We start from the raw sequence: 20,927 nt of genomic DNA, 5'->3' as shown, positions 1-20,927 counted from the left end.
TATGCCACAAATTTGGTGATAAATCAGATTTAAATCGGTATTATTGGCGAAAGTATTAGTGAATCGGTTCTCGTTTAAGGAAGACAAAATGCGTATTTCATTATTTCAATTTAATTGGCAACAATACCTAAGATTGTTATTTCTTTTATTTGCGGTTGGTTTTGTTGCCAGCGGTTCTGTAACTTGGGTGGCAGCAAATTGGGATAGTTTCAATAAATTTGAGAAACTATATGCCACACAGGCTTTACTTAGTTTGAGTTTTGTTCTGTTGACTTGGCGATTACGCAAGTCGGTTGGGTTCTCTCATTATGCCTTTGCTTTTTTATCGGCAGTGTTAATCGGTGCGTTATTGGCATTAATCGGGCAAATTTATCAAACTGGTGCGGATACATGGGAATTATTTGCGTGGTGGTGTTTGTTACAACTGACATTATTATGTATTTTGCCGAATATTGCTAATGCTTTGTTATTTATTGCCACGGCGAATATTGCCACATTCTTATTATTAGACGCTCACTTTTATTTTGTATTTGATGCACCTTATTATTTGATGGGATTAAATCTATGCTTTGTGCTAGTCAGTGAATTTTTTCACCGCACTTTTCACGATCAACAATGGCGTATTTTGCCCAAGATAAGTAATTTGTTATTTTTACTGAATGTATTTATGCAATACGGTCTGGAATATAATGCGTTGATTGTGTTGTTTATTTCTCTTGTTGGTTTGTTTCTTTATAAACAACGAAAAGGGGATATTTTTTGCTTAGCCCTTTATTTCTCCAGTACCATTCTTGCAGTCAATATGGCGTTATTAACCTATGGTAAAGATAGCGATGAATCCCTGATTCTGATGATGTTTGTCTTGACTATCAGTGCTTTTATCGGCGGAATGATATACCTGAAAAAAATATTTGCGGAAAAATACCCACGGCTTGAATTTAATTGGGTTATTCAATTAATGATGCTCTTTTTTGCTTGTTTGGTGGGTCTTTTATTGATTGGTGTACTCGTCTTTGTGTTTAATATACCAGAAGAAAGTAGTTTATTATTCACCGCTATTTTGTTGTTATTTGCGTCCATTATTGCTAAAGCCAAACAAATAGCCCCTTTTATTATTCAGATGTTGCTCGCAATGGGCGGAATTGTATCTATGGTCTATTTCTTTGCTTCAGGTGATGACCAAGAAATCTATATGCTTTGTCTTATGTTGATTTATTGTACCGTGATATTTTTTATAACAGAAGCTCATTGGGTGCGAATATTAGCCGTTTTGCTTGTGTTGACCACTATCTGTTGGCAACAACAAGATTTTATTTTGCAATATACAGGCATATTCTACAGTCTATTAATGTTATTGACGGCGGCACTTTTGCTTGGTTTGAGCCAATTAAAACAAGAAAAATGGCTTAATATTCTAAAACCAATCGCTTGGGCAGGCATTATTTCGGTGTTTGCTTTACCTTTCTTTGATGTTACTGATTGGCAATTAACACTCTTTGACACACCATTAGAAAGTCTTTCACCCACCTTTTTCGCTCAAGTGACCCAAGATTTTTTTAGTCCTCCTTGGTCTTTGACTAAAATATTGTTTATGGCAGTATGCTGTTTGCCGTTGGTAATTTTCTTATATTTTAATAAAAGCCAAGAAACATCTTTAAAAAGCACCGCACTTATTACACTGGTGTTGCTTTTTATGGCAGTCAGCTTCATTTCAAACCCTGTGATTTTATTTATCTTTGGTTTATTATTGTTAGCCCATATTAATCATAGTTACTTATTGTTTAGTCTGACGATAATAATGATGTTAGATAATTTGGGGCAATATTATTACAACCTCAATTTGCCATTATTATATAAATCGTTTCTTCTTTTAGGGGTTGGTGTTATTTTCAGTTTAGTCAGTGTATGGCTTTGGTATGAAAATAAACCAAGACAAACTTCGCCAGCTCTTAGTGATACAAATACAGCACAAAGTGCGGTGAAAAATTCCCCTGTTTTTTCGCTTAAAATGGTGGTGAATTTAGTTATTTTAGTTACCATGTTAATTGGAGCAAATTATCTGATTCAACAAAATGAAGATGTGCTAAATAATGGTGAACCTATTATTTTACCGCTTGCACCAGTAGATCCAAGATCACTCATGCAAGGTGATTATATGGCATTAAATTATCAACTATTGGAAGAAATTCCATCGTTAAATAGGTTACAAGAACAGAATGAGGCGAGTTTAGATCAGCAGAACGATCCATTGAAACCATATAAGCTCTATGTGTTATTAGAGATTAATGCTCAACATATTGCACATTTCTGTGCAGTGGAAACGGAAATACCGACCGAATTTAAACATTGTACCAAAGGGGTATATTTACCGATAAAAGTAACGAAATATGATGGCTATAAATTACCTACCCATAGTTATTTCTTTGCAGAAGGAAAGGATCAATATTATGCCCAAGCAAAATATGGCGAATATCGCTTTAAACAAGGTAAAGCCTTGTTGCTAAGATTATTAGATGAAGATCTTCATGCCCTGTAAAATAGAAATCGCCCCCTATAATAAGGGGGCGATTTAATATTGCTTAGTAGCGTTCTTCAATTAATGAAATTCAGCCATAAACTCTTGTGCTTTTTCTACCATGGCTTTTGAGCCGACAAATAATGGTACCCGTTGATGGAGTTCGCTTGGTTGAATATCTAAAATACGTTGATAGCCATCACTTGCCAATCCGCCTGCTTGTTCGGCTAAAAATGCCATTGGATTACCTTCATAAAGCAAACGCAGTTTACCGTCTGGATAATTGGTGGCACTTGGGTAAATATAAATTCCCCCTTTGAGCATATTACGGTGGAAATCGGATACTAAAGAACCAATATAGCGAGAAGTATAAGGACGTTGTGTAGTGGCATCTTCTTCTTGGCAATATTTAATATATTTTTTCACGCCCATTGGGAATTTCAAATATTGCCCCTCGTTAATGGAGTAAATTTTGCCATGATGTGGCATTTGGAAATTTTCGTGAGAAAGACAAAATTCGCCTAAGGTTGGATCGTAAGTAAAACCATTCACGCCATTGCCCGTGGTATAAACTAACATCGTAGAAGAACCATACACCACATAACCTGAAGCTACTTGTTGATTACCCGGTTGCATAAAATCTTCTAAGGTTACTGGGGTGCCTACTGGAGATACTCGGCGATAAATTGAGAAAATAGTCCCTACTGATACATTGACATCAATATTAGACGAACCATCAAGGGGATCGGTTAAAATAATATAACGTGCATTACGTCCCCGTTCTGTATCAAACGCAATAAAATTGTCTTCTTCTTCAGAAGCAAAGCCAGCCACATCTTCACGAGCCATTAAGGCACGTTTGAAAGTATCGTTGGCAATCACATCTAGTTTCATTTGGCTTTCACCTTGCACATTTTGATTGCCAGCATAGCCTAAAATATCATTGGTTAAACCTGCACGGTTAATATCGCGGTGAATCACTTTGGCAACTAAACGAATGGAAGAAAGGATACCAGATAATGCCCCTTTGGCATTCGGGTATTCAGCTTGTTTTTCGATAATAAAAGCATCTAGGGTTTTCATAGCTAATCTCTGTTTGACATTAAAAAATCATTAATTTTGCACCGCACTTTCTTGCTAGACGGCGTAAGAAACTTGGATTATCATAACAACTTTAGTTTTTCATCAATATGATGAATGTTTAATAATGTGATCTAACGCACAAATTTTTCAATAGTTTGTACAAATAATAAGAGTTAAGAATGACAACACAACATATTCATATTTTAGGTATCTGTGGCACTTTTATGGGCGGTGTCGCCATGATTGCCAAACAAATGGGCTATCATGTAACGGGTTCAGACACACAGGTTTATCCCCCAATGTCCACCTTTTTGGAACAAAGCGGGATTGAAATTATACCTCATTTTGAGATCTCTCAATTACAACCAGCACCTGACATGGTGATTGTGGGTAACGCCATGAAACGAGGCAACCCTTGTGTGGAATATGTGCTTGAAAATCAACTTCCGTTCACATCAGGTCCACAGTGGTTACATGATAATTTATTGCGTAATCGTTGGGTGTTCGCTGTGTCAGGCACCCATGGCAAAACCACCACCACAGGCATGCTCACTTGGATTTTGGAACAAAACGGTTTAAATCCGAGTTTCTTAATCGGTGGTATCGCAGGCAATTTCGGCGTTTCCGCTCGTTTTACCGACAGTCCGTATTTTGTGATTGAAGCAGATGAATACGACACGGCGTTTTTTGATAAACGCTCTAAATTTGTGCATTACAATCCAAAAACCCTGATTATCAACAATATCGGCTTCGATCACGCCGATATTTTCGATGATCTGCACGCCATTCAACGCCAATTTCACCACGTGATCCGTACCATTCCGCAATCTGGCTTAGTGCTGTCGGTGGCAGATGAGCAAAGTGTGAAAGAAACCTTGGATATGGGTTGCTGGTCAGGTAAGCAATTTATCGGTAAAGATCAAGAATGGCACGCCGAACGTTTACGCCAAGATTGCACCCATTTTGCGGTATATCATCACGGTGAAAAAACCGCCGAGGTGCAATGGAACATTGTCGGTCAACACAATATGCACAACGCCTTAATGGCGATTGCCGCCGCACATCACGCAGGCATTTCGGTGCAAAAGGCTGCACAAGCCTTGAGCTCGTTTGTGAATGCAAAACGCCGTTTAGAAGTGAAAGGGACAGTGAATGGCGTGACGGTTTATGATGATTTTGCTCATCACCCAACAGAAATTCAAGCTACGTTGACCGCACTTCGAGATAAAGTAGGTGGCGGAGTACGTATTTTCGCTGTACTAGAACCTCGTTCTAACACGATGAAAATGGGTCATCATAAAGATGAAATTGCACCAGCAGTAGTACGAGCAGATAAGGTATTTTTATTGCAACCTGATAACATTCCGTGGGAAGTGGCAGAGATTGCAGCTCATTGCGTACAGCCAGTTAAGTGGGCGGCGGATGTTGATAAATTGGTAGATTTTGTGGTAGCAGAAGCCAAACCGACAGATCATATTTTAGTCATGTCAAATGGTAGTTTTGGTGGGATTCACCAGAAGTTATTGGATAAGTTGGCGAAGTAAAAATTTCACGGAATTTCATTATGTTTCAACAAATCATTCTGCAACAGTACCTAAAACAGCAAAATGAAACAGATATGCAACTGGCTTATCAACAATTTTGCCAGCATTTTCATGATCCGAATATCCAACAAAATATTCGTCAAAGCAAGGAAGAACAATATCAAGAAGGCTTTTTACGTGATTTGTTTGTGAACATTTTGGGTTATACACTCAATCCAGCGGAAAATTACAATCTCACCACCGAATTTAAAAATCTCTCAGGGGCAAAAAAAGCCGATGGGGCGATTTTAAAAGACGGCAAAGCGTTGGCAGTGATTGAGTTGAAAGGCATGGATACCAGCAATTTAGACAGCATTGAGCAACAAGCCTTTGGCTATAAAAATCATCACCCCTCTTGTCGTTATGTGATCACCGCGAATTTCCAAAAATTGCGTTTTTATATTGATAATGCAGTGGAATTTGTGGAATTTGATTTGTTCAAGTTAACTTTTGAGCAATTTTGCCTATTGTATTTGCTAGTAAGTGCGGTGAATTTATTAGGTGATTTGCCGTTAAAACTCAAGGCAGAATCCTTATCTCAAGAAGAAAAAGTTACCAAAGCCTTGTATAAAGATTACAGCCAATTTAAGCGTGAATTATTTGCCGATTTACGCCAACAAAATCCTAATATTGATCCGTTGGTGCTGTTTAACAAAAGCCAAAAATTGCTCGATCGCCTGTTGTTTATTTTCTTTGCGGAAGACAGCAATTTACTGCCGGCCAACACCGCACGGCGAATGACCAAAGAATGGCAACAAGCCAAAACCTTGCATATTCCACTCACCATTTATCAGCATTTAAAAAATTATTTCGGTTATTTAGACCGCGGTTACAAAGACGAACACGGCGAAATTTTTGCCTATAACGGCGGTTTATTTAAATCTGATGATGTATTGGATAGCCTGATTATCAGCGATGAATTGCTTTATACGCATATTGTTAAGTTATCCGATTATGATTTTGCCAGCGATGTGGATGTGAATATTCTGGGGCATATTTTTGAAAATTCCCTCAATGAAATTGATGAAATTAAGGCGGAATTGCGTGGCGAATCAGCCCCAAATGCCGTCAATAAACGCAAACAAGACGGCGTTTATTACACTCCAAAATACATCACCAGCTACATTGTGCAACACACGTTGGGCAAATTGTGCCAAGATAAAAAAGCCGAACTGGCGATCGTGGATAGTGATTATTATCAAGAGGTGCAATTCACCAAAACCGGCAAAAAGAAAAAGCAAGATGCCAGTTTAATCAATCCCTTGGCGGACAAGCTCAAAACCTATCGGGATTGGTTGCTCGATATTCGCATTTGCGATCCTGCTTGCGGTTCAGGGGCATTTTTAAATGAGGCGTTAAATTTCTTAATCGCCGAACATCAACACATTGACGAACTAGAACGCAATCTTTACGGCGACAGCTTACTATTCCCCGACGTGCAAAACCATATTTTGGAAAACAACCTTTTTGGTGTGGATATTAACGAAGAAAGTATTGAAATTGCCAAACTCTCGCTTTGGTTACGCACCGCCGAACCGCACCGCAAATTATCTACTTTAAGCAATAATTTAAAATGCGGCAATTCGTTAATTTCTGATCCTGAAATTGCGGGCGACAAAGCCTTTAATTGGCAAGCCGAATTTCCCGAAGTATTTAAAAATGGTGGCTTTGATGTGGTGATTGGGAATCCGCCGTATGGGGCGAAATTAGATAGTCAAAGCATTGATTTTATTATTGAACAATTTAAAAATTGTGGCTTAGGTAAAAACTTATCCGATACTTATATTGCCTTTTATATTTTGGCTTTAAATGCCTTAGTTAAATTGAACGGATACATGAGTTATATTGCACCGAATACATGGCGGTTAATTAAAAATGCTGATGTATTTAGACAATTCATGTTGTCAAAACAATTCACTATTAAAGGAATTGCACAACATACCGAAAAAGTATTTGAAGAAGCAACGGTTGATGTAGATACCTTGATTATTCAAAAAACCGCATGGGATATTTCCCCCCCCAATATTGATGTTGTGATTGGTAATATTCAAAACGAATATAAGCAATCCAAATTATCGCAAGAAATTTTAGCTCAACAAGAAATTGTTAATTTGTTTTTAAATAATAAGAGCATTGCGATTAAACAGAAAATGGAACAACACTCAGTTTTTTTGAAAGATGTGTTGTTGGTGAAAAATGGCGTTAAACCTTATGAAAAAGGCAAAGGTACGCCAAAACAAACTGCCGAAACGTTAAAAATAAAACCATATACATCAGAAAAAAAATTAGATGACAGCTTTCAGCCTTTAATTGGTGGAAGTAATTTTTATCGTTATCAATTATTATGGAATAACGATAATTGGATTAAATACGGCGAATGGCTAGCTGCACCACGAGATAAAGAGATTTTTAGTTGTGATGAAAAATTGATTTTTCGGCAAACATCAGACTGCATTATTGGCAATTTTATTTCTGCTGGTTATGTGATGAGAAATAATACACATATTGTATTAGCCAAAGATGAAAACATCAATTTAAAATATACCTTAGCTGTTTTAAATTCTAAATTAGTGAATTTTTATTATCAGTTGATTAACCCTGAACAAGGTGAAGCATTGGCAGAAGTAAAAGCCTATCACCTTGAAAATTTGCCTATTCCAAAAATTAGCCAATCTGAACAACAGCCTTTTATCACATTAGCCGACAAAATACTCATATTAAACAGCGAGCTACAAAATCATATCACCAAATTTTTACGTTTATTGGAGAGGAAATTTGACTTAACCGAATTTTCAAAAAATCTACAAAATTGGCATACGCTAGACTATAAAACCTTTACCAAAGAATTGGCGAAAAAGAAAATTAAATTATCCTTAGCCCAAGATGCCGAATGGGAAGATTATTTCACTACCGAACAACAAAAAGCCGCCACATTATTGAAACAGATTCAAACAACGGATGATGAAATAAACAAAAAAGTTTATGCCTTGTATGGACTGACAGCTGAGGAAATTAAGGTAGTGGAAAAATAGGAAAAAAACACCGCAGTTTTACCTAAGAATTGTGGTGCTTTTTTTCATTTTTGTGATCTTGATTCCAAAAATAACAAAATAATCTTCGTGTTTCCCTTTATCTTTATAAAATCCACTCATTAACAACCGTGCAGCTACATTGCAAATCCTTTAGCTAGGCGTATAATGTAACAGCACACTGCACCAAAGGTGAGTGAGCAATGATTATTTCTTTTAAACATAAGGGACTAGAACGTTTTTTTAGAACAGGTTCAACCGCAGGGATTCAGGTGAAGCATAAAGATAGATTAAATTCACAACTCACCACACTGAATATTGCTAAATCCGCTTTAGATATGGATATTCCAAGTTGGAAACTGCATCCATTAAAAGGGGATTTAAAAGGACATTGGGCGGTTTCTGTCAGTGGAAATTGGCGTTTAACATTCAGATTTGACGGCGAAAATGCCGAAATTGTTGATTATCAAGACTATCATTAGGGAGTAGAATAATGGAAATGTACAACCCAGCCCACCCTGGCAAAATTTTAAAAGAATATATGGGCGATATTAGCGTAACCGATATGGCAAAACATTTAGGCGTACCGAGTGCAGAGTTAAGCCGTATTTTAAAGGGTAAAAAAGCAATTTCAGCAGAAATGTCCCTACGTTTAAGCCAAGCCTTTGAAACTCGTGCTGAATTATGGCTAGACTTGCAAAATCAATATGATTTGTGGCAAGCAAAACATGCAAAAGATGTTTCTTATCAACAAATTAAGCCAGTATTTAACACACCCGCTTATGCTTAGAAAACCACACAAAAAAGCACCGCAGTTTTAAAACTACGGTGCTTTTTTAAGGTTTTTTGAGCTTTTTAATCTGGTGAATAATACAACTTCCCAATCTCAATCCGTTCACGCCCCGTTTCCAATCGCCATTTATTGCTGTCACGCAATGAATAAACGCAGCCACAATATTCTTGTTGATAGAAACGTTCACGCTTGCTGATTTCAATCATGCGAGCGGAGCCACCGCCTTTTCGCCAGTTGTAGTCCCAATATTCCACATCGTCATAATGGCTGGCAGCACGGTGTCCGCAGTCGTTGATTTGGTTCATGTCTTTCCAGCGAGAAATGCCTAAACAGCTGGTGAATACGGGGAAGCCGTTTTCGTGAGCATATTGAGCGGCTTTTTCAAAACGCATATCAAAGCACATGGTGCAACGAATACCTCGCTCGGGTTCCCATTCCATGCCCTCAGCTTTCTTGAACCAGATTTTACGGTCGTTTTCGTAATCATCGTCCACATCAATAAAGGGAATATTGTGTTTTTCTGCAAAGCGAATATTTTCCTCTTTGCGGATCATATATTCTTTTAATGGGTGAATGTTGGGGTTATAAAAATAAATGGTGAATTCAATCCCCGAAGCTAAAATCGCTTCCATAACTTCGCCTGAGCAAGGCGCACAACAAGAATGTAACAGTAATTTGTTGTGTCCGTTTGGCAAGTCTAATTTAGGGCGAACAAAAGGGGCGTTCGGATCTTTGCGTTCTTTACGTTTTCTTTGTTTAGGTTGATATTCAAATTGAGTGTTGTTAGTCATCTTAATAAGTTCTATCTACGGATAAATATGCCAATGAAATTAAGGCTTGTTTATAAATACTGTCAGGTAAAATCGCAATCGCTTGCACCGCTTTTTGGGCTTCTTGTTTAGCTCGTGCCATTGCATGATCGAGTGATTTGTGTTCTGCCATAATGGCTAATACTTCATTAATAATATCACGTTGTCCGCCTTGTAAAATAGCATGACGGATAAGTTCTGATTGCTCAGGACTGCCATGACGCATGGCATGTAATAATGGCAAAGTTGGTTTTCCTTCGGCTAAATCATCACCGATATTTTTACCTAATGCCGCTGCACTAGCACTGTAATCTAATATATCATCAACTAATTGAAAAGCTGTTCCAATATAACGACCATATTGTTGTAAAGCACTTTCAATTTCTTCGGAAGCCTTAGCAATAACAGCAGGTGCTTGAGCGGAAACCTCAAATAAACGTGCGGTTTTACGATAGATCACTTTCATATAATTTTCTTCGCTGGTATCAGGATCGTTGACGTTCATTAATTGTTGCACTTCTCCTTCAGCGAGTACGTTAGTTGCATCAGACATAATGCGTAACATTTTTAAGGAATTCAGTTTTGCCATTAATTGGAAAGCACGAGTATAAATAAAATCCCCGACTAACACACTGGCGGCATTACCAAATTCAGCATTCGCTGTTGGATTACCACGACGAAGATCAGACTCATCTACAACATCATCGTGCAATAGGCTGGCGGTGTGAATAAATTCGATGAACGTTGCACAAATTGGCATTAAATCCCCTTGATAGTCGATTGCTCGAGCGGCTAATAAGGCGATGGTCGGACGAATACGTTTTCCACCACTTTGTACGATGTAATAGCCAAGTTGATTAATTAAGGCGACATCAGAAGTTAGTTGGGCTAAGATTTCTTCATTGACTTTCCGCATATCCGCTTCAATTAAGGTTTGGATAGCTTGTTGATCCATTAAATTATTTTGCATAGAATTTATTATTGTTTAAGTTAAAGTGCGGTGCATTTTAACTGATTTTTAGCGATTTCTAAAATGAAACTATGCAAAACAATGGAAATTTCAACTTTTTTTGTTTTATTGCAAATTAATACTTGCTATCAAGGGCAATTTTCCGTAGAATTTGCGACCTATTTATATGGTTTTAATGTGCTTAAAAAATGAAATAACATTGTAAGCACGATATTAGCGGAGTATTTATGTACGCAGTTTTCCAAAGTGGCGGCAAACAACACCGAGTAAGTGAAGGTCAAGTTGTTCGTTTAGAGAAACTTGAACTTGAAGTCGGCTCAAATATTGAGTTTGATTCAGTGTTAATGGTCGTTAATGGTGAAGATGTTAAAATTGGTGCCCCAGTTGTTACTGGAGCAAAAGTAGTGGCTGAAGTGGTGGCTCAAGGTCGTGGCGATAAAATTAAAATCGTTAAGTTCCGTCGCCGTAAACACAGCCGTAAACAACAAGGTCATCGTCAGTGGTTCACCGAAGTGAAAATCACTGGGATTTCAGCATAATATCAGAGGAGTTATAGAAGATGGCAACTAAAAAAGCTGGTGGTTCAACTCGTAACGGTCGTGATTCTGAAGCTAAACGCCTTGGTGTAAAACGTTTTGGCGGTGAATCTGTTTTAGCAGGTAGCATTATCGTTCGTCAACGTGGTACCAAATTCCACGCAGGTTCAAACGTAGGTATGGGGAAAGACCACACTTTATTTGCGACTGCAGACGGTAAAGTTAAATTTGAAGTAAAAGGCGAAAAAAGCCGTAAATTTGTTAGTATCGTAACTGAATAATCTTCAGATTAGCAAAGAATTGAAACGCCCTACTAAATAATATAGTGGGGCGTTTTTGTCTTTCTTAGCGTATTATCGGTGAACATAATAAAATACAAGGAAAGTCAGATGCAACAAAATCCAGTTCTTGGTTTTTTCTTGGCTTTGACCGCTGCAATGGCTTGGGGATCACTTCCTATAGCGTTAAAACAGGTCACAGCTGTAGTCAGCGTAGAAACCATTATATTTTATCGTTTCACGGTGGCGACAACGATTTTATTTGTATTTTTGGCTTGGAAAAAGAAACTCCCGAAGTTATCCCAATTTAATCTGCAGGTATTCACTTGGTTGGGAATCGGCATCATTGGTTTAGCAGGAAACTTCTTTTTATATAATTCTTCCTTAAATTATGTGGAGCCAATGATTGCACAGGTGTTTAGCCCCGTGTCTTCTTTCGGTATGTTACTTGTTGGGATTTTATTATTTAAAGAAAAATTAGGTATTCATCAAAAAATCGGGCTAGTGTTATTAGTTTTGGGGCTAGGGTTATTTTTTAATGATCGCTTTGCTTTGTTTTTAAATATCAATATTTATTCGATTGGTGTAATTTGCGGTTTTAGTGCTGCGATTATTTGGGTACTGTATGGTTTGGCACAAAAAATATTGGCACGTTTTTTTAGTACTCAGCAGATTTTAATGTTTATGTATTTTGGCTGTGTTTTGGTTTTTATGCCAATGTCGAATTATAAGCAATTTGATGAACTTAGCCCTTTTGCTTGGGGGTGTTTTATTTATTGTTGTTTAAATACCCCGCTGGCTTATGGTGCTTATGCGGAAGCCTTAAATCAATGGGAAGTGTCTAAAGTCAGTGTAGTTGTAACAGTGGGACCATTATTTACTTTATTATTCGGTCATTTAATTCATGCTTTCGATCCTACTGATTTCGCTAAACCAGAGTTTAATACACTGAGTTATATTGGAGCATTGCTATCTGTTTTTGGAGCAATGTTAGCTGCCATCGGGCATAAGTTATTTAATAAAAGAAAAAACGCCCTGTAATGAATGGCGATATTATGGAGATAAAAGAATGAAATTTATAGATGAAGCCCTTATTCGTGTTGAAGCAGGGGACGGTGGTAATGGCTGTGTGAGTTTTCGCCGTGAAAAATTTATTCCAAAAGGTGGACCTGATGGCGGTGATGGTGGAGATGGTGGAGATGTATATTTAATCGCTGATGAAAATCTCAATACTTTAATTGATTATCGCTTTGAAAAACGTTTTGCCGCCGAACGAGGTGAGAATGGACGTAGTTCCGATTGCACAGGTAAACGAGGCAAAGATATTACTTTACGTGTACCAGTAGGAACCAGAGCCATTGATAATGATACCAAGGAAACATTGGGCGATCTGACTAAGCATGGTGCCAAAATGCTGGTAGCAAAAGGGGGGTATCATGGTTTAGGTAATACACGTTTTAAATCTTCTGTGAATCGAGCACCACGTCAAAAAACCATGGGAACAGCTGGAGAAAAACGAGATTTACAGCTTGAGTTAATGTTACTCGCAGATGTGGGTATGTTAGGTTTACCGAATGCAGGGAAATCAACCTTTATCCGTGCTATTTCAGCAGCAAAACCAAAGGTAGCAGATTATCCATTTACTACTTTAGTGCCAAGTTTAGGCGTAGCACGGGTTGGTGCAGATCGTAGCTTTGTAGTAGCAGATATTCCAGGCTTAATTGAACACGCTTCAGAAGGTGCTGGGTTAGGCATTCGCTTTTTAAAACACTTAGAACGCTGTCGTGTACTGATTCATTTAGTGGATATTGCTCCCATTGATGAAAGTGATCCTGCGGATAATATTGCGATTATTGAAAATGAATTATTCCAATACAGTGAAAAGTTGGCGGAGAAACCACGTTGGTTAGTGTTTAATAAAATTGATACGATGTCTGAAGAAGAAGCCCAACAATTAGCCAAAGAGATTACTGAACGCCTTGGCTATGAAGAAGATTATTTCTTAATTTCCGCCGTCACAGGCAAAAACGTGTCTGATTTAACCCGTGAAATTATGGATTTCATTGAAGCCAACCCAAGAGAAGTGGAAGAAGAAAATACACCAACTGACGAAGTGAAATTTAAATGGGACGATTATCATCAAGAAGCGATGCAAAATGCAGTGGAAGATGACGATGATGATTTCTGGGACGATTGGTCTGAAGAAGACGATGAGGGTGTAGAGATTATTTACGAACGCTAATCGAAGTGCGGTGAAAAATAGAAATTTTTTCACCGCACTTGCATACTATCAGTCGGATTTATTGATTCGCCAGTAAATAATCCAATACTACTTGATGATGCTCGCCTGTTTTGAATTTATCAAACACCTGTTCAATCACCCCTTGCTCATTAATTAAAAAGCTGATGCGATGAATACCATTATAGGTTTTACCTAGAAATTTCTTTTCTCCCCATACGCCGAATTGTTCCGCTACCTGATGATCGGGATCGGACAAAAGATCGAAATTCAAACCTTTCTTTGCCACAAATTGAGCTAATTTTTTCGGGCTATCGGGGCTGATACCCAAAATTGTTACGTCTAATTTATCCAGTTCTATTTTGGCATCTCGCAAACCGCAAGCCTGCGTTGTACAACCTGGTGTCAGTGCTTTCGGATAAAAATACACGAGAACCTTTTTACCTTGAAAATCTGTTAATGAAATCGTTTGATCTTGTTGATTGTGTAAGCAAAAGTGCGGTGCGATTTCACCAATTTTTAATGGATTCATGCGTAAATTCCTTATGTATGATTTATTTTATAATTTTTTAAATAAAATGGTAAAACTTGCTTGCAAATTGCGATTATTTTAGCAATTATAGAAGAAAGTTATCAAGCAAACATCAACAAAATATTACGAGAGGTTTTTTATGTCTTCAAATCCTTTATTTTACGGTAGCATTGTCGCCCTTATTACCCCGATGGATAGTCACGGTGAAATAGATTATAACGAGCTAAAAAAATTGGTTGATTTTCATATCAAAGCAGGAACAAATGCTATTGTTTCTGTTGGTACAACTGGTGAAGCTGCCACATTAAGCATTGATGAAAATGTAAAAACAATTTTAAAGACGGTAGAATTTGCAGATGGAAGAATTCCTGTGATTGCTGGAGCTGGAGCAAATGCCACTAGCGAAGCAATTACCATGACTAAATTATTAAATGATAGCGGTGTAGCAGGTTGTTTGTCTGTTGTGCCTTATTACAATAAACCTACCCAAGAAGGGATGTATCAACATTTTAAAGCTATTGCAGAATGTACTGATTTACCACAAATTTTATATAACGTACCAGGCAGAACAGGGAGTGATATGCAACCTGAAACAGTAGGGCGTTTGGCTAAAATTGAAAATATTGTTGGAATTAAAGAAGCAACGGGCGATGTCAGTCGTGTTCGCAAAATTAAAGATCTTGCAGGCGAAGATTTTATTTTCTTGAGTGGTGATGATGCCACTTTCTTAGAAAGTATGAAATTGGGCGGACAAGGGGTTATTTCTGTGACGAATAACCTTGCACCAACTGATATGGCAAAAATATGTCAATTAGCCTTAGCGGGTAAATTTGACGAAGCGGAAGAAATTAATCAACGTTTAATGGCGTTACATCGTGACTTATTTGTGGAGGGGAATCCTATTCCAGTAAAATGGGCTGCATATAAATTAGGCTTAATTAGTAATCCGATTTTACGTTTACCATTAACAGTGTTGAGTGAACAGGCACAGCCGAAAGTATTAGCTGCATTACAACAGGCAAAATTAATTTAAATTTAACCGCACTTTTAGGGCTATTTTATTAGCCCTAAACTTTCTCATATTTTTGTGGTCTATAAGTGCGATATATTTTACCAAAATTTTAAAGGGATAGATGATGAAAAAATGGCTTTTACCATTAACCGTGTTAGCAACCCTAACCGCTTGTTCAACCAGCAATGAAAGCAAACAAACCGCCAATGATAGTTATGAAAAACGAGGTGTGATTCCTGTTTTTACTAAATTAGATACAGGTGGTGTCACTATCTTAGGGCAAGAGAATACCTATGAATTACCGACAGATGTTTCCATCAAAACTGATGGCACAGATATTCGTCCACCATCAACACCTATGGCGATTATTGGTAATTCAGTAACCCATTTTGATGGTGAACGTTCATCTATTATTTATCCTGCGGAGAAAAAATCTGTTTACAATATTCAGCAAGTACAGCGTTTATTAACAGAACAAAACATTCAATTCACTACATTGGGTAATCGGGTGCAAACTGGTTGGGCAAAAACAGGACGAGCTGATGAAATTGGTGATGTGCAAGTTCGTTATATTATTGAAGAAGTGGGCAACAACACTTCTAACGCCTTAGTCGTAGCGATTGCTCAAATGAAACGAGATGAAGTTATTTTCACGCCAACGGTGAAAGACAAAGAACGTTATACTTCAGATCGTCTAAATCAGTTGGTGGGTGAGTTAAATTCTAGTTATCGTCAACAACAGCAACAAGTGGCAGTATCAGATGTTGCCACGGGTGCGGTTCAATCTGCGATTATCACTGATACCAATCAACATGTAGCTTTGGCGATGAATATCAATTTCCGTCAATCTTGGCAAAAATTAGAACAAGCCTTGCCACAACTGGGTTTTGAGTTCAAAGAATCTACAGCGGGTAAAGGTTATGCACTATTAAAATACAAACCATTAGATGACAGCGAATGGGCTCGTTTCGGTTTAAGCAAACCAGATCTTGAAAAAGGTGAATATTCAATGCAACTTAGTGCCTATGGGAATGAAAGTGCGGTCGTGATTAGCGATGAAGATAAATTCGCATTGAGCGGTGAAAAAGCCCAAACCTTATATCAGGCATTGCAGAAAGTGTTGTCTAATTAATATGCTGGCTAAATTATAGCTAAAAGAAAACCTAGTGCGGTGTAAACTCACTAGGTTTTTTCATGGCTAATTAAAGTGTAATACCAAATTTTTGTTGGGCGAACGCCTGAAAATCTGTACAACCACCGATTGGTTGCCCATCCACCACGACTTGTGGCACAGTTTGTACTTGAGCGACCCTGATAGCTTTAGCAATATCATCTTTGCTCATATCTTTTTCAATAATATCAATAAATTCATAGCTAAATCCGTTTACTTCTGTGGCAAGTTTATCCGCCAAGTTTTTTGCTCGAACGCAAAAAGGGCAAGTCATACGACCGTAAATTTTTATAAACATAGTTTTTCCTTTTTAAGTGAATGTTGTGGAATTTTACGCTAAATTAAGTAAAAATATAAATTGTTTTTTTCTAACATTTAATTAGCCAAAATCTTATGAAAATTTTAATGCTATGTCGTGAACCACGTTTATACAGTTGCCAACGGTTAAAATCTGAGGCTGAAAAACGTGGACATTCAATGGATATTCTCGATCCTAATCGTTGCTTATTAAAACTATCATCAAATAGACCGCACTTTGACGTGTATTATCAATGCAATGGAAAAGAAAATTGCTATTTATTACCGAAATATGACGCAGTGTTGCCACGTTTTGGTACGGCAAGTACACAAATGGGATGTGCAGTCTTACGTCATTTCGTGGCTGGCGGGGCGATTAGTTTAAATGATGATCAGGCATTTTTACGAGCTAGAGATAAATGGCAAAGTTTACAATTATTACAACAAGCTGGCGTGCTGGTTCCACAGAGTATTTTAGCGGGTAGTGAATTTTCGGCAAAAAGTTCGGTCGCTAAAATGAAAACCCCCACCATTTTGAAAACCTTAAATGGCTCACAAGGTATCGGAGTTATGTTGGCGGAAAAGCCACAAAGTGCGGTGAGTATTTTGGAAACATTGAAAGAAGCTAAAGTAGTTACGTTATTACAAGATTTTATTCGGGAGGCTAAAAACACGGATATTCGTTGTTTTGTAATCGGTGATAAAGTGGTAGCAACTATGTTGCGACACGGGCAAAATGGCGAATTTCGGGCAAATTTTCATCGTGGGGGAAGTGCAGAAAAAATCACTCTTACCATAGATGAACAACAAATAGCGATTAATGCTACTAAAGCATTAGGCTTAGATGTGGCTGGCGTAGATTTGATTCGCTCTAATCAAGGATTATTAGTGTTGGAAGTCAATGCCAGTGCTGGATTAGAAATGATCGAAAAAACTAGCGGAGTGAATATTGCGTTGGAGATGATTGTCTATTTAGAACAGAAATATCAATTATTAAACAATAAATAATCAATGTGGGGGCGTAATCTAATACACCCACTCAGAAAGTCGGAATTATTAAGATACCACTTCTGGCTGTTCTTCCAACGGATATTCAGGTGGAAGCTGCGGATTGACTTCTTCTTCATTTAATGGAACAGTTTCAAGTTCAGTTTTTGGTGCTTCATTTTCTGGCTTACTTTGATTTAGCAGCATCTCTCGCATTTTGCTGAAATTCGTTTTTTCTGATAACCAAACTGCGGTTAAAATCTGAGCAAATTCAGGTTCGAATTCATAATCTAATACCGTATCATTTAATACAAAATAACTTTTATCTGCTAATGCAATAAAATTTAAATGATCTTGAGGGGAAAAATCAGGGAAAATCCGTTGTAATTCTTTTAGCCAAGTGGATGTGGTGTCTGACGACACCATTTTCAAACTATCAATTTCTTTAATCAAGGTTACTGCAAAATTTTTACCTTCTACTTGTTTATCAAACGTAAAAGTAAGCATCAAAGGACGTTCATTTTCTTGATATTGCCCTGTTTCGGTGGAAAGCGTAATGCTATACACAAGAAAAGGTCCCCAGTTATAATCTGCTTTGCCAACAGACTTCCACTGAGCTAACACTATGTTAGGCAATAATCCTAATAATAAACATAAAATCAGTTTAAATTTCATTGAATGAACCGTGCTGAAATAAAATATGGGGTAAATTATAACAATAATTTAATCAGCAAAGTATAAAAAATTAATGATCTAACCCCATTTGCCAAAATGCAACTTCCATTCGTGTTGCCGTCGTGAAAATGTGCTGGATATTTGCCAATTGTTTGGCATTGAGATCTTGGCAAAGTGCGGTTAAAAAATCTTTATATTTTTCCACCGCAGTTTGAAAAGTTTCATCGGCATAAGAATCAATCCATTTTTGATAAGGGTTATTGGATACTAAATTTTGTTGACTTAAACGCAATCCGATTTCCGCATAACCAATGGCACAAGGGGCGATTGCTGCATAAAGTTCCGCCAGACCACCTGTTATACCACAATCTAAGACATAGCGAGTATAGGCGACACAAGCAGGATCTTCTTCTATGTTTAATAAATCTTGTTGACTAATCCCCCAATCTTGGCAGAAATCAATATGTAATTGGATTTCTTGTAATAAAACTGTCATCGCTTGATGAATATCTCGCATTTGCTCAAAATTTTCCGCCTTGAATATGGCGAGTGCTAAGGCACGGTTGTAGTGAAATAGGTAGAGATAATCTTGTTTTAAATAGTATTGAAAGCTCGATAAGGGTAATGTACCTTGTCCTAGTTGTTGTACAAAATCATGTTCTACATAATGATGCCAGTGAGGTTGAGCTTGTTGGATAATAGTTTGAATGAAATCGTTTTTCATGGTTTAGTTTCCTACGTCAGTTGGGGGCTGAGAGTGTGTCATTATTTGTCTCCGTCGCAGAAAAATAATGACACACTCTCAGCCCCTTATCTGTTTCAGGTTCAACGGGTGTAATCTCAGCTTGTAGAAGCACCCCGACTAAGAGAACGGAAGATTAACAAAAAATAGTTGAGTAAACAATTCATCATATTCAGAATTGTGAGATCGGTCACAAAAAATCCAATAGAAAAGGCTGAAATTTTTGATTTCAGCCTTTATAGAACAAGAGGTTAGACTGAGTTAGCTTTTACAAGAATTGCCCTTTTTTTGTACTTTGCCAAAATCATTCTTGCTGTCAGGTTTGCTCATATTTTGCGGAGCGCCTTTTTGTACAGGGTATTTGGAATCCATTTGCCATTCATTCCAACCCCCATCATACACATAGGTATGTTGCCAACCTGCTAATTGGGTCATAAACCAGGGTACACCAGCTCGCCAGCCCGTACCGCAATAAAACGCTAATTGATCACCCGCTTGAATCTGTTGACCTTGCCACAGAGCAAAGATCTCATTCGGATTGCGTAATGTGCCGTCTGGATCGTAATAATCCGCCATATTGGACGAATCCGTCCCAGCAAAGCCCCAAATGGCACCTTGTGGTTCGCCTTTGCCTGGAATGTAATCATAACCGCTGACTTCGCCCGTATATTCATTCCATGCACGGTTACTGATTAGTTTTAATCCTTTCGCCTGTGCATTGATGGCTTGTTGCGGGCTAGAGATATTGATTTCAGGGTGAACAGGAATGGTTGCGCCAAAGGCTTGTTCCGCTTGCGGAATATTCACTTGGGTTTCGGTTGGAAAATCTAATTCTTTCCACGCTTTTAAGCCACCATTTAAGAATCGCACATCTTCCACGCCTGCCCATTTTAACGCCCAAAAGACACGCAACGCTGCCAACTGGTTATCGGAATAAAGTACGATAGTTTTATCTTTGGTAATCCCATTTTTTAATAGGTTTTGTTCAATGGTTTGTGGATCAGATAAATTCCACACAGGACCATTTTCGATCCAGTCCGTATCAAAATGATAAGCACCATTGATATGTTGTACATAGGTTGTGGCTTTTTCCAATGGTCCCCAAGACACTTCAAATACCATATATTTATCATTTTGATAGGTTTCAGGGGATTTACCTTGCATTACATCATGTAACCATTGTGGGGAGACACTAATTTGATAATTTTCAAAGGATTCCAATGGGTTATCAGTCACATTACTGTAATTAACAATATCTTTAAATACTGCCACTTTATAGCCTTTGGCGAGAAATTCTGCACTAATACGCTCTAAATTATCTAAATTGCTATCATAGAAGACTAAGGTTTTCTCTTTGCTAATCCCTTTGTCTGCGGCAAAACTGTCGAATTTATCATCGGCAATATAATCTAACCAAGCGGTGGTAAATTGAATGGCATTTTTAATATGTCCACCACGTACAGCCTGAGCTTCTTTAAAGCCGTTATAATGGCTATCATCTCGGGTATCAATAATCACATAATTTGGATTATCTAAATTTTTGAGTAATTCCGCCGTGTCAATTTGACGAACGGTATTTTCTTTACAGCCCATAAGGCAAAATCCTAAGCCTAGCGTGGCAGTAAGCACAGTAAGTGCGGTAAATTTTTTCATTGTTTTTTCCTTATAAATCAACA

At 37.8% G+C, this 20,927-nt stretch carries 20 protein-coding genes; 12 read left to right on the top strand and 8 right to left on the bottom strand.

Annotated elements, in window-relative coordinates; all coding sequences use genetic code 11:
- Positions 1 to 88 precede the first annotated feature (88 nt).
- Positions 89 to 2,536 carry a GDYXXLXY domain-containing protein gene (locus O1Q79_RS06270; protein WP_386690943.1) on the top strand — a complete coding sequence of 816 codons (2,448 nt, stop codon included), beginning with the start codon at positions 89 to 91 and terminating at the stop codon, positions 2,534 to 2,536.
- A 60-nt stretch (positions 2,537 to 2,596) separates the two neighbouring features.
- On the opposite strand, the gene fbp is transcribed toward O1Q79_RS06270, so the two are convergent.
- Positions 2,597 to 3,598, bottom strand: a complete 1,002-nt coding sequence (gene fbp / locus O1Q79_RS06265) for a class 1 fructose-bisphosphatase (protein ID WP_386687216.1) — start codon at positions 3,596 to 3,598, stop codon at positions 2,597 to 2,599.
- A 179-nt stretch (positions 3,599 to 3,777) separates the two neighbouring features.
- Here fbp and mpl point away from each other — a divergent pair, with 179 nt between their 5' ends.
- From mpl to O1Q79_RS06245, 4 genes are all read left to right on the top strand, one after another.
- Positions 3,778 to 5,142: a UDP-N-acetylmuramate:L-alanyl-gamma-D-glutamyl-meso-diaminopimelate ligase gene (gene mpl, locus O1Q79_RS06260; protein WP_386690940.1), complete on the top strand. Its 1,365-nt coding sequence runs from the start codon at positions 3,778 to 3,780 to the stop codon at positions 5,140 to 5,142.
- Between the two features lie 20 nt (positions 5,143 to 5,162).
- The gene (locus O1Q79_RS06255) at positions 5,163 to 8,213 is read left to right on the top strand and encodes an Eco57I restriction-modification methylase domain-containing protein (RefSeq protein WP_386690937.1); all 3,051 of its coding nucleotides are present in this window, start codon (positions 5,163 to 5,165) and stop codon (positions 8,211 to 8,213) included.
- A 200-nt stretch (positions 8,214 to 8,413) separates the two neighbouring features.
- Entirely contained in the window at positions 8,414 to 8,692 is a 279-nt protein-coding gene (locus O1Q79_RS06250) for a type II toxin-antitoxin system RelE/ParE family toxin (protein ID WP_386690934.1), read from the top strand.
- Between the two features lie 11 nt (positions 8,693 to 8,703).
- Positions 8,704 to 9,000 carry a HigA family addiction module antitoxin gene (locus O1Q79_RS06245; RefSeq protein WP_386690931.1) on the top strand — a complete coding sequence of 99 codons (297 nt, stop codon included), beginning with the start codon at positions 8,704 to 8,706 and terminating at the stop codon, positions 8,998 to 9,000.
- A 65-nt stretch (positions 9,001 to 9,065) separates the two neighbouring features.
- Here O1Q79_RS06245 and O1Q79_RS06240 read toward each other — a convergent pair whose 3' ends face one another.
- Both O1Q79_RS06240 and ispB read right to left on the bottom strand, forming a co-directional pair.
- Entirely contained in the window at positions 9,066 to 9,794 is a 729-nt protein-coding gene (locus O1Q79_RS06240; protein ID WP_386687210.1) for an epoxyqueuosine reductase QueH, read from the bottom strand.
- Position 9,795: 1 nt separating this feature from the next.
- A complete protein-coding gene (ispB, locus tag O1Q79_RS06235; RefSeq protein WP_386693361.1) occupies positions 9,796 to 10,767 on the bottom strand; it encodes an octaprenyl diphosphate synthase in 972 nt (323 codons plus the stop codon).
- Positions 10,768 to 11,009: 242 nt separating this feature from the next.
- Here ispB and rplU point away from each other — a divergent pair, with 242 nt between their 5' ends.
- The 4 genes from rplU (at position 11,010) to cgtA (ending at position 13,838) form a co-directional block, all read left to right on the top strand.
- Entirely contained in the window at positions 11,010 to 11,321 is a 312-nt protein-coding gene (rplU, locus tag O1Q79_RS06230) for a 50S ribosomal protein L21 (protein WP_386690929.1), read from the top strand.
- A gap of 20 nt (positions 11,322 to 11,341) precedes the next feature.
- Entirely contained in the window at positions 11,342 to 11,599 is a 258-nt protein-coding gene (rpmA, locus tag O1Q79_RS06225; RefSeq protein WP_386687206.1) for a 50S ribosomal protein L27, read from the top strand.
- Between the two features lie 108 nt (positions 11,600 to 11,707).
- Positions 11,708 to 12,637, top strand: coding sequence for a DMT family transporter (locus O1Q79_RS06220; protein WP_386690927.1), 930 nt, complete (start codon positions 11,708 to 11,710; stop codon positions 12,635 to 12,637).
- A 28-nt stretch (positions 12,638 to 12,665) separates the two neighbouring features.
- Entirely contained in the window at positions 12,666 to 13,838 is a 1,173-nt protein-coding gene (cgtA, locus tag O1Q79_RS06215; protein ID WP_386687202.1) for an Obg family GTPase CgtA, read from the top strand.
- Between the two features lie 58 nt (positions 13,839 to 13,896).
- Here cgtA and bcp read toward each other — a convergent pair whose 3' ends face one another.
- Positions 13,897 to 14,367 (bottom strand): thioredoxin-dependent thiol peroxidase, encoded by a 471-nt coding sequence (bcp, locus tag O1Q79_RS06210; RefSeq protein ID WP_386690924.1) that lies wholly within the window; start codon positions 14,365 to 14,367, stop codon positions 13,897 to 13,899.
- Positions 14,368 to 14,506: 139 nt separating this feature from the next.
- Between bcp and dapA the strand changes: the two genes are divergently transcribed.
- A complete protein-coding gene (dapA, locus tag O1Q79_RS06205) occupies positions 14,507 to 15,400 on the top strand; it encodes a 4-hydroxy-tetrahydrodipicolinate synthase (RefSeq protein WP_386687198.1) in 894 nt (297 codons plus the stop codon).
- Positions 15,401 to 15,503: 103 nt separating this feature from the next.
- Positions 15,504 to 16,511, top strand: coding sequence for an outer membrane protein assembly factor BamC (bamC, locus tag O1Q79_RS06200; protein ID WP_386690921.1), 1,008 nt, complete (start codon positions 15,504 to 15,506; stop codon positions 16,509 to 16,511).
- Between the two features lie 70 nt (positions 16,512 to 16,581).
- Here the strand turns inward: bamC and O1Q79_RS06195 are convergent, their stop codons facing one another.
- Positions 16,582 to 16,848 (bottom strand): GrxA family glutaredoxin, encoded by a 267-nt coding sequence (locus O1Q79_RS06195; protein WP_386687194.1) that lies wholly within the window; start codon positions 16,846 to 16,848, stop codon positions 16,582 to 16,584.
- Between the two features lie 95 nt (positions 16,849 to 16,943).
- Here O1Q79_RS06195 and O1Q79_RS06190 point away from each other — a divergent pair, with 95 nt between their 5' ends.
- Positions 16,944 to 17,855, top strand: a complete 912-nt coding sequence (locus O1Q79_RS06190) for a RimK family alpha-L-glutamate ligase (RefSeq protein WP_386690918.1) — start codon at positions 16,944 to 16,946, stop codon at positions 17,853 to 17,855.
- Between the two features lie 48 nt (positions 17,856 to 17,903).
- On the opposite strand, the gene O1Q79_RS06185 is transcribed toward O1Q79_RS06190, so the two are convergent.
- From O1Q79_RS06185 to O1Q79_RS06175, 3 genes are all read right to left on the bottom strand, one after another.
- Entirely contained in the window at positions 17,904 to 18,509 is a 606-nt protein-coding gene (locus tag O1Q79_RS06185; RefSeq protein WP_386687190.1) for a hypothetical protein, read from the bottom strand.
- 70 nt (positions 18,510 to 18,579) lie between these two features.
- Positions 18,580 to 19,233, bottom strand: a complete 654-nt coding sequence (tenA, locus tag O1Q79_RS06180) for a thiaminase II (protein ID WP_386690916.1) — start codon at positions 19,231 to 19,233, stop codon at positions 18,580 to 18,582.
- A 279-nt stretch (positions 19,234 to 19,512) separates the two neighbouring features.
- Positions 19,513 to 20,904: a rhodanese-like domain-containing protein gene (locus O1Q79_RS06175; RefSeq protein ID WP_386690914.1), complete on the bottom strand. Its 1,392-nt coding sequence runs from the start codon at positions 20,902 to 20,904 to the stop codon at positions 19,513 to 19,515.
- Positions 20,905 to 20,927: the final 23 nt, after the last annotated feature.

This window comes from Lonepinella sp. MS14434 (genome assembly GCF_042468235.1).
In the GTDB taxonomy this organism is placed as follows: Bacteria; Pseudomonadota; Gammaproteobacteria; order Enterobacterales; family Pasteurellaceae; genus Lonepinella.
Note: the sequence above shows the minus strand (reverse complement) of the source record. Positions and strands in the feature narration are given on the sequence as shown.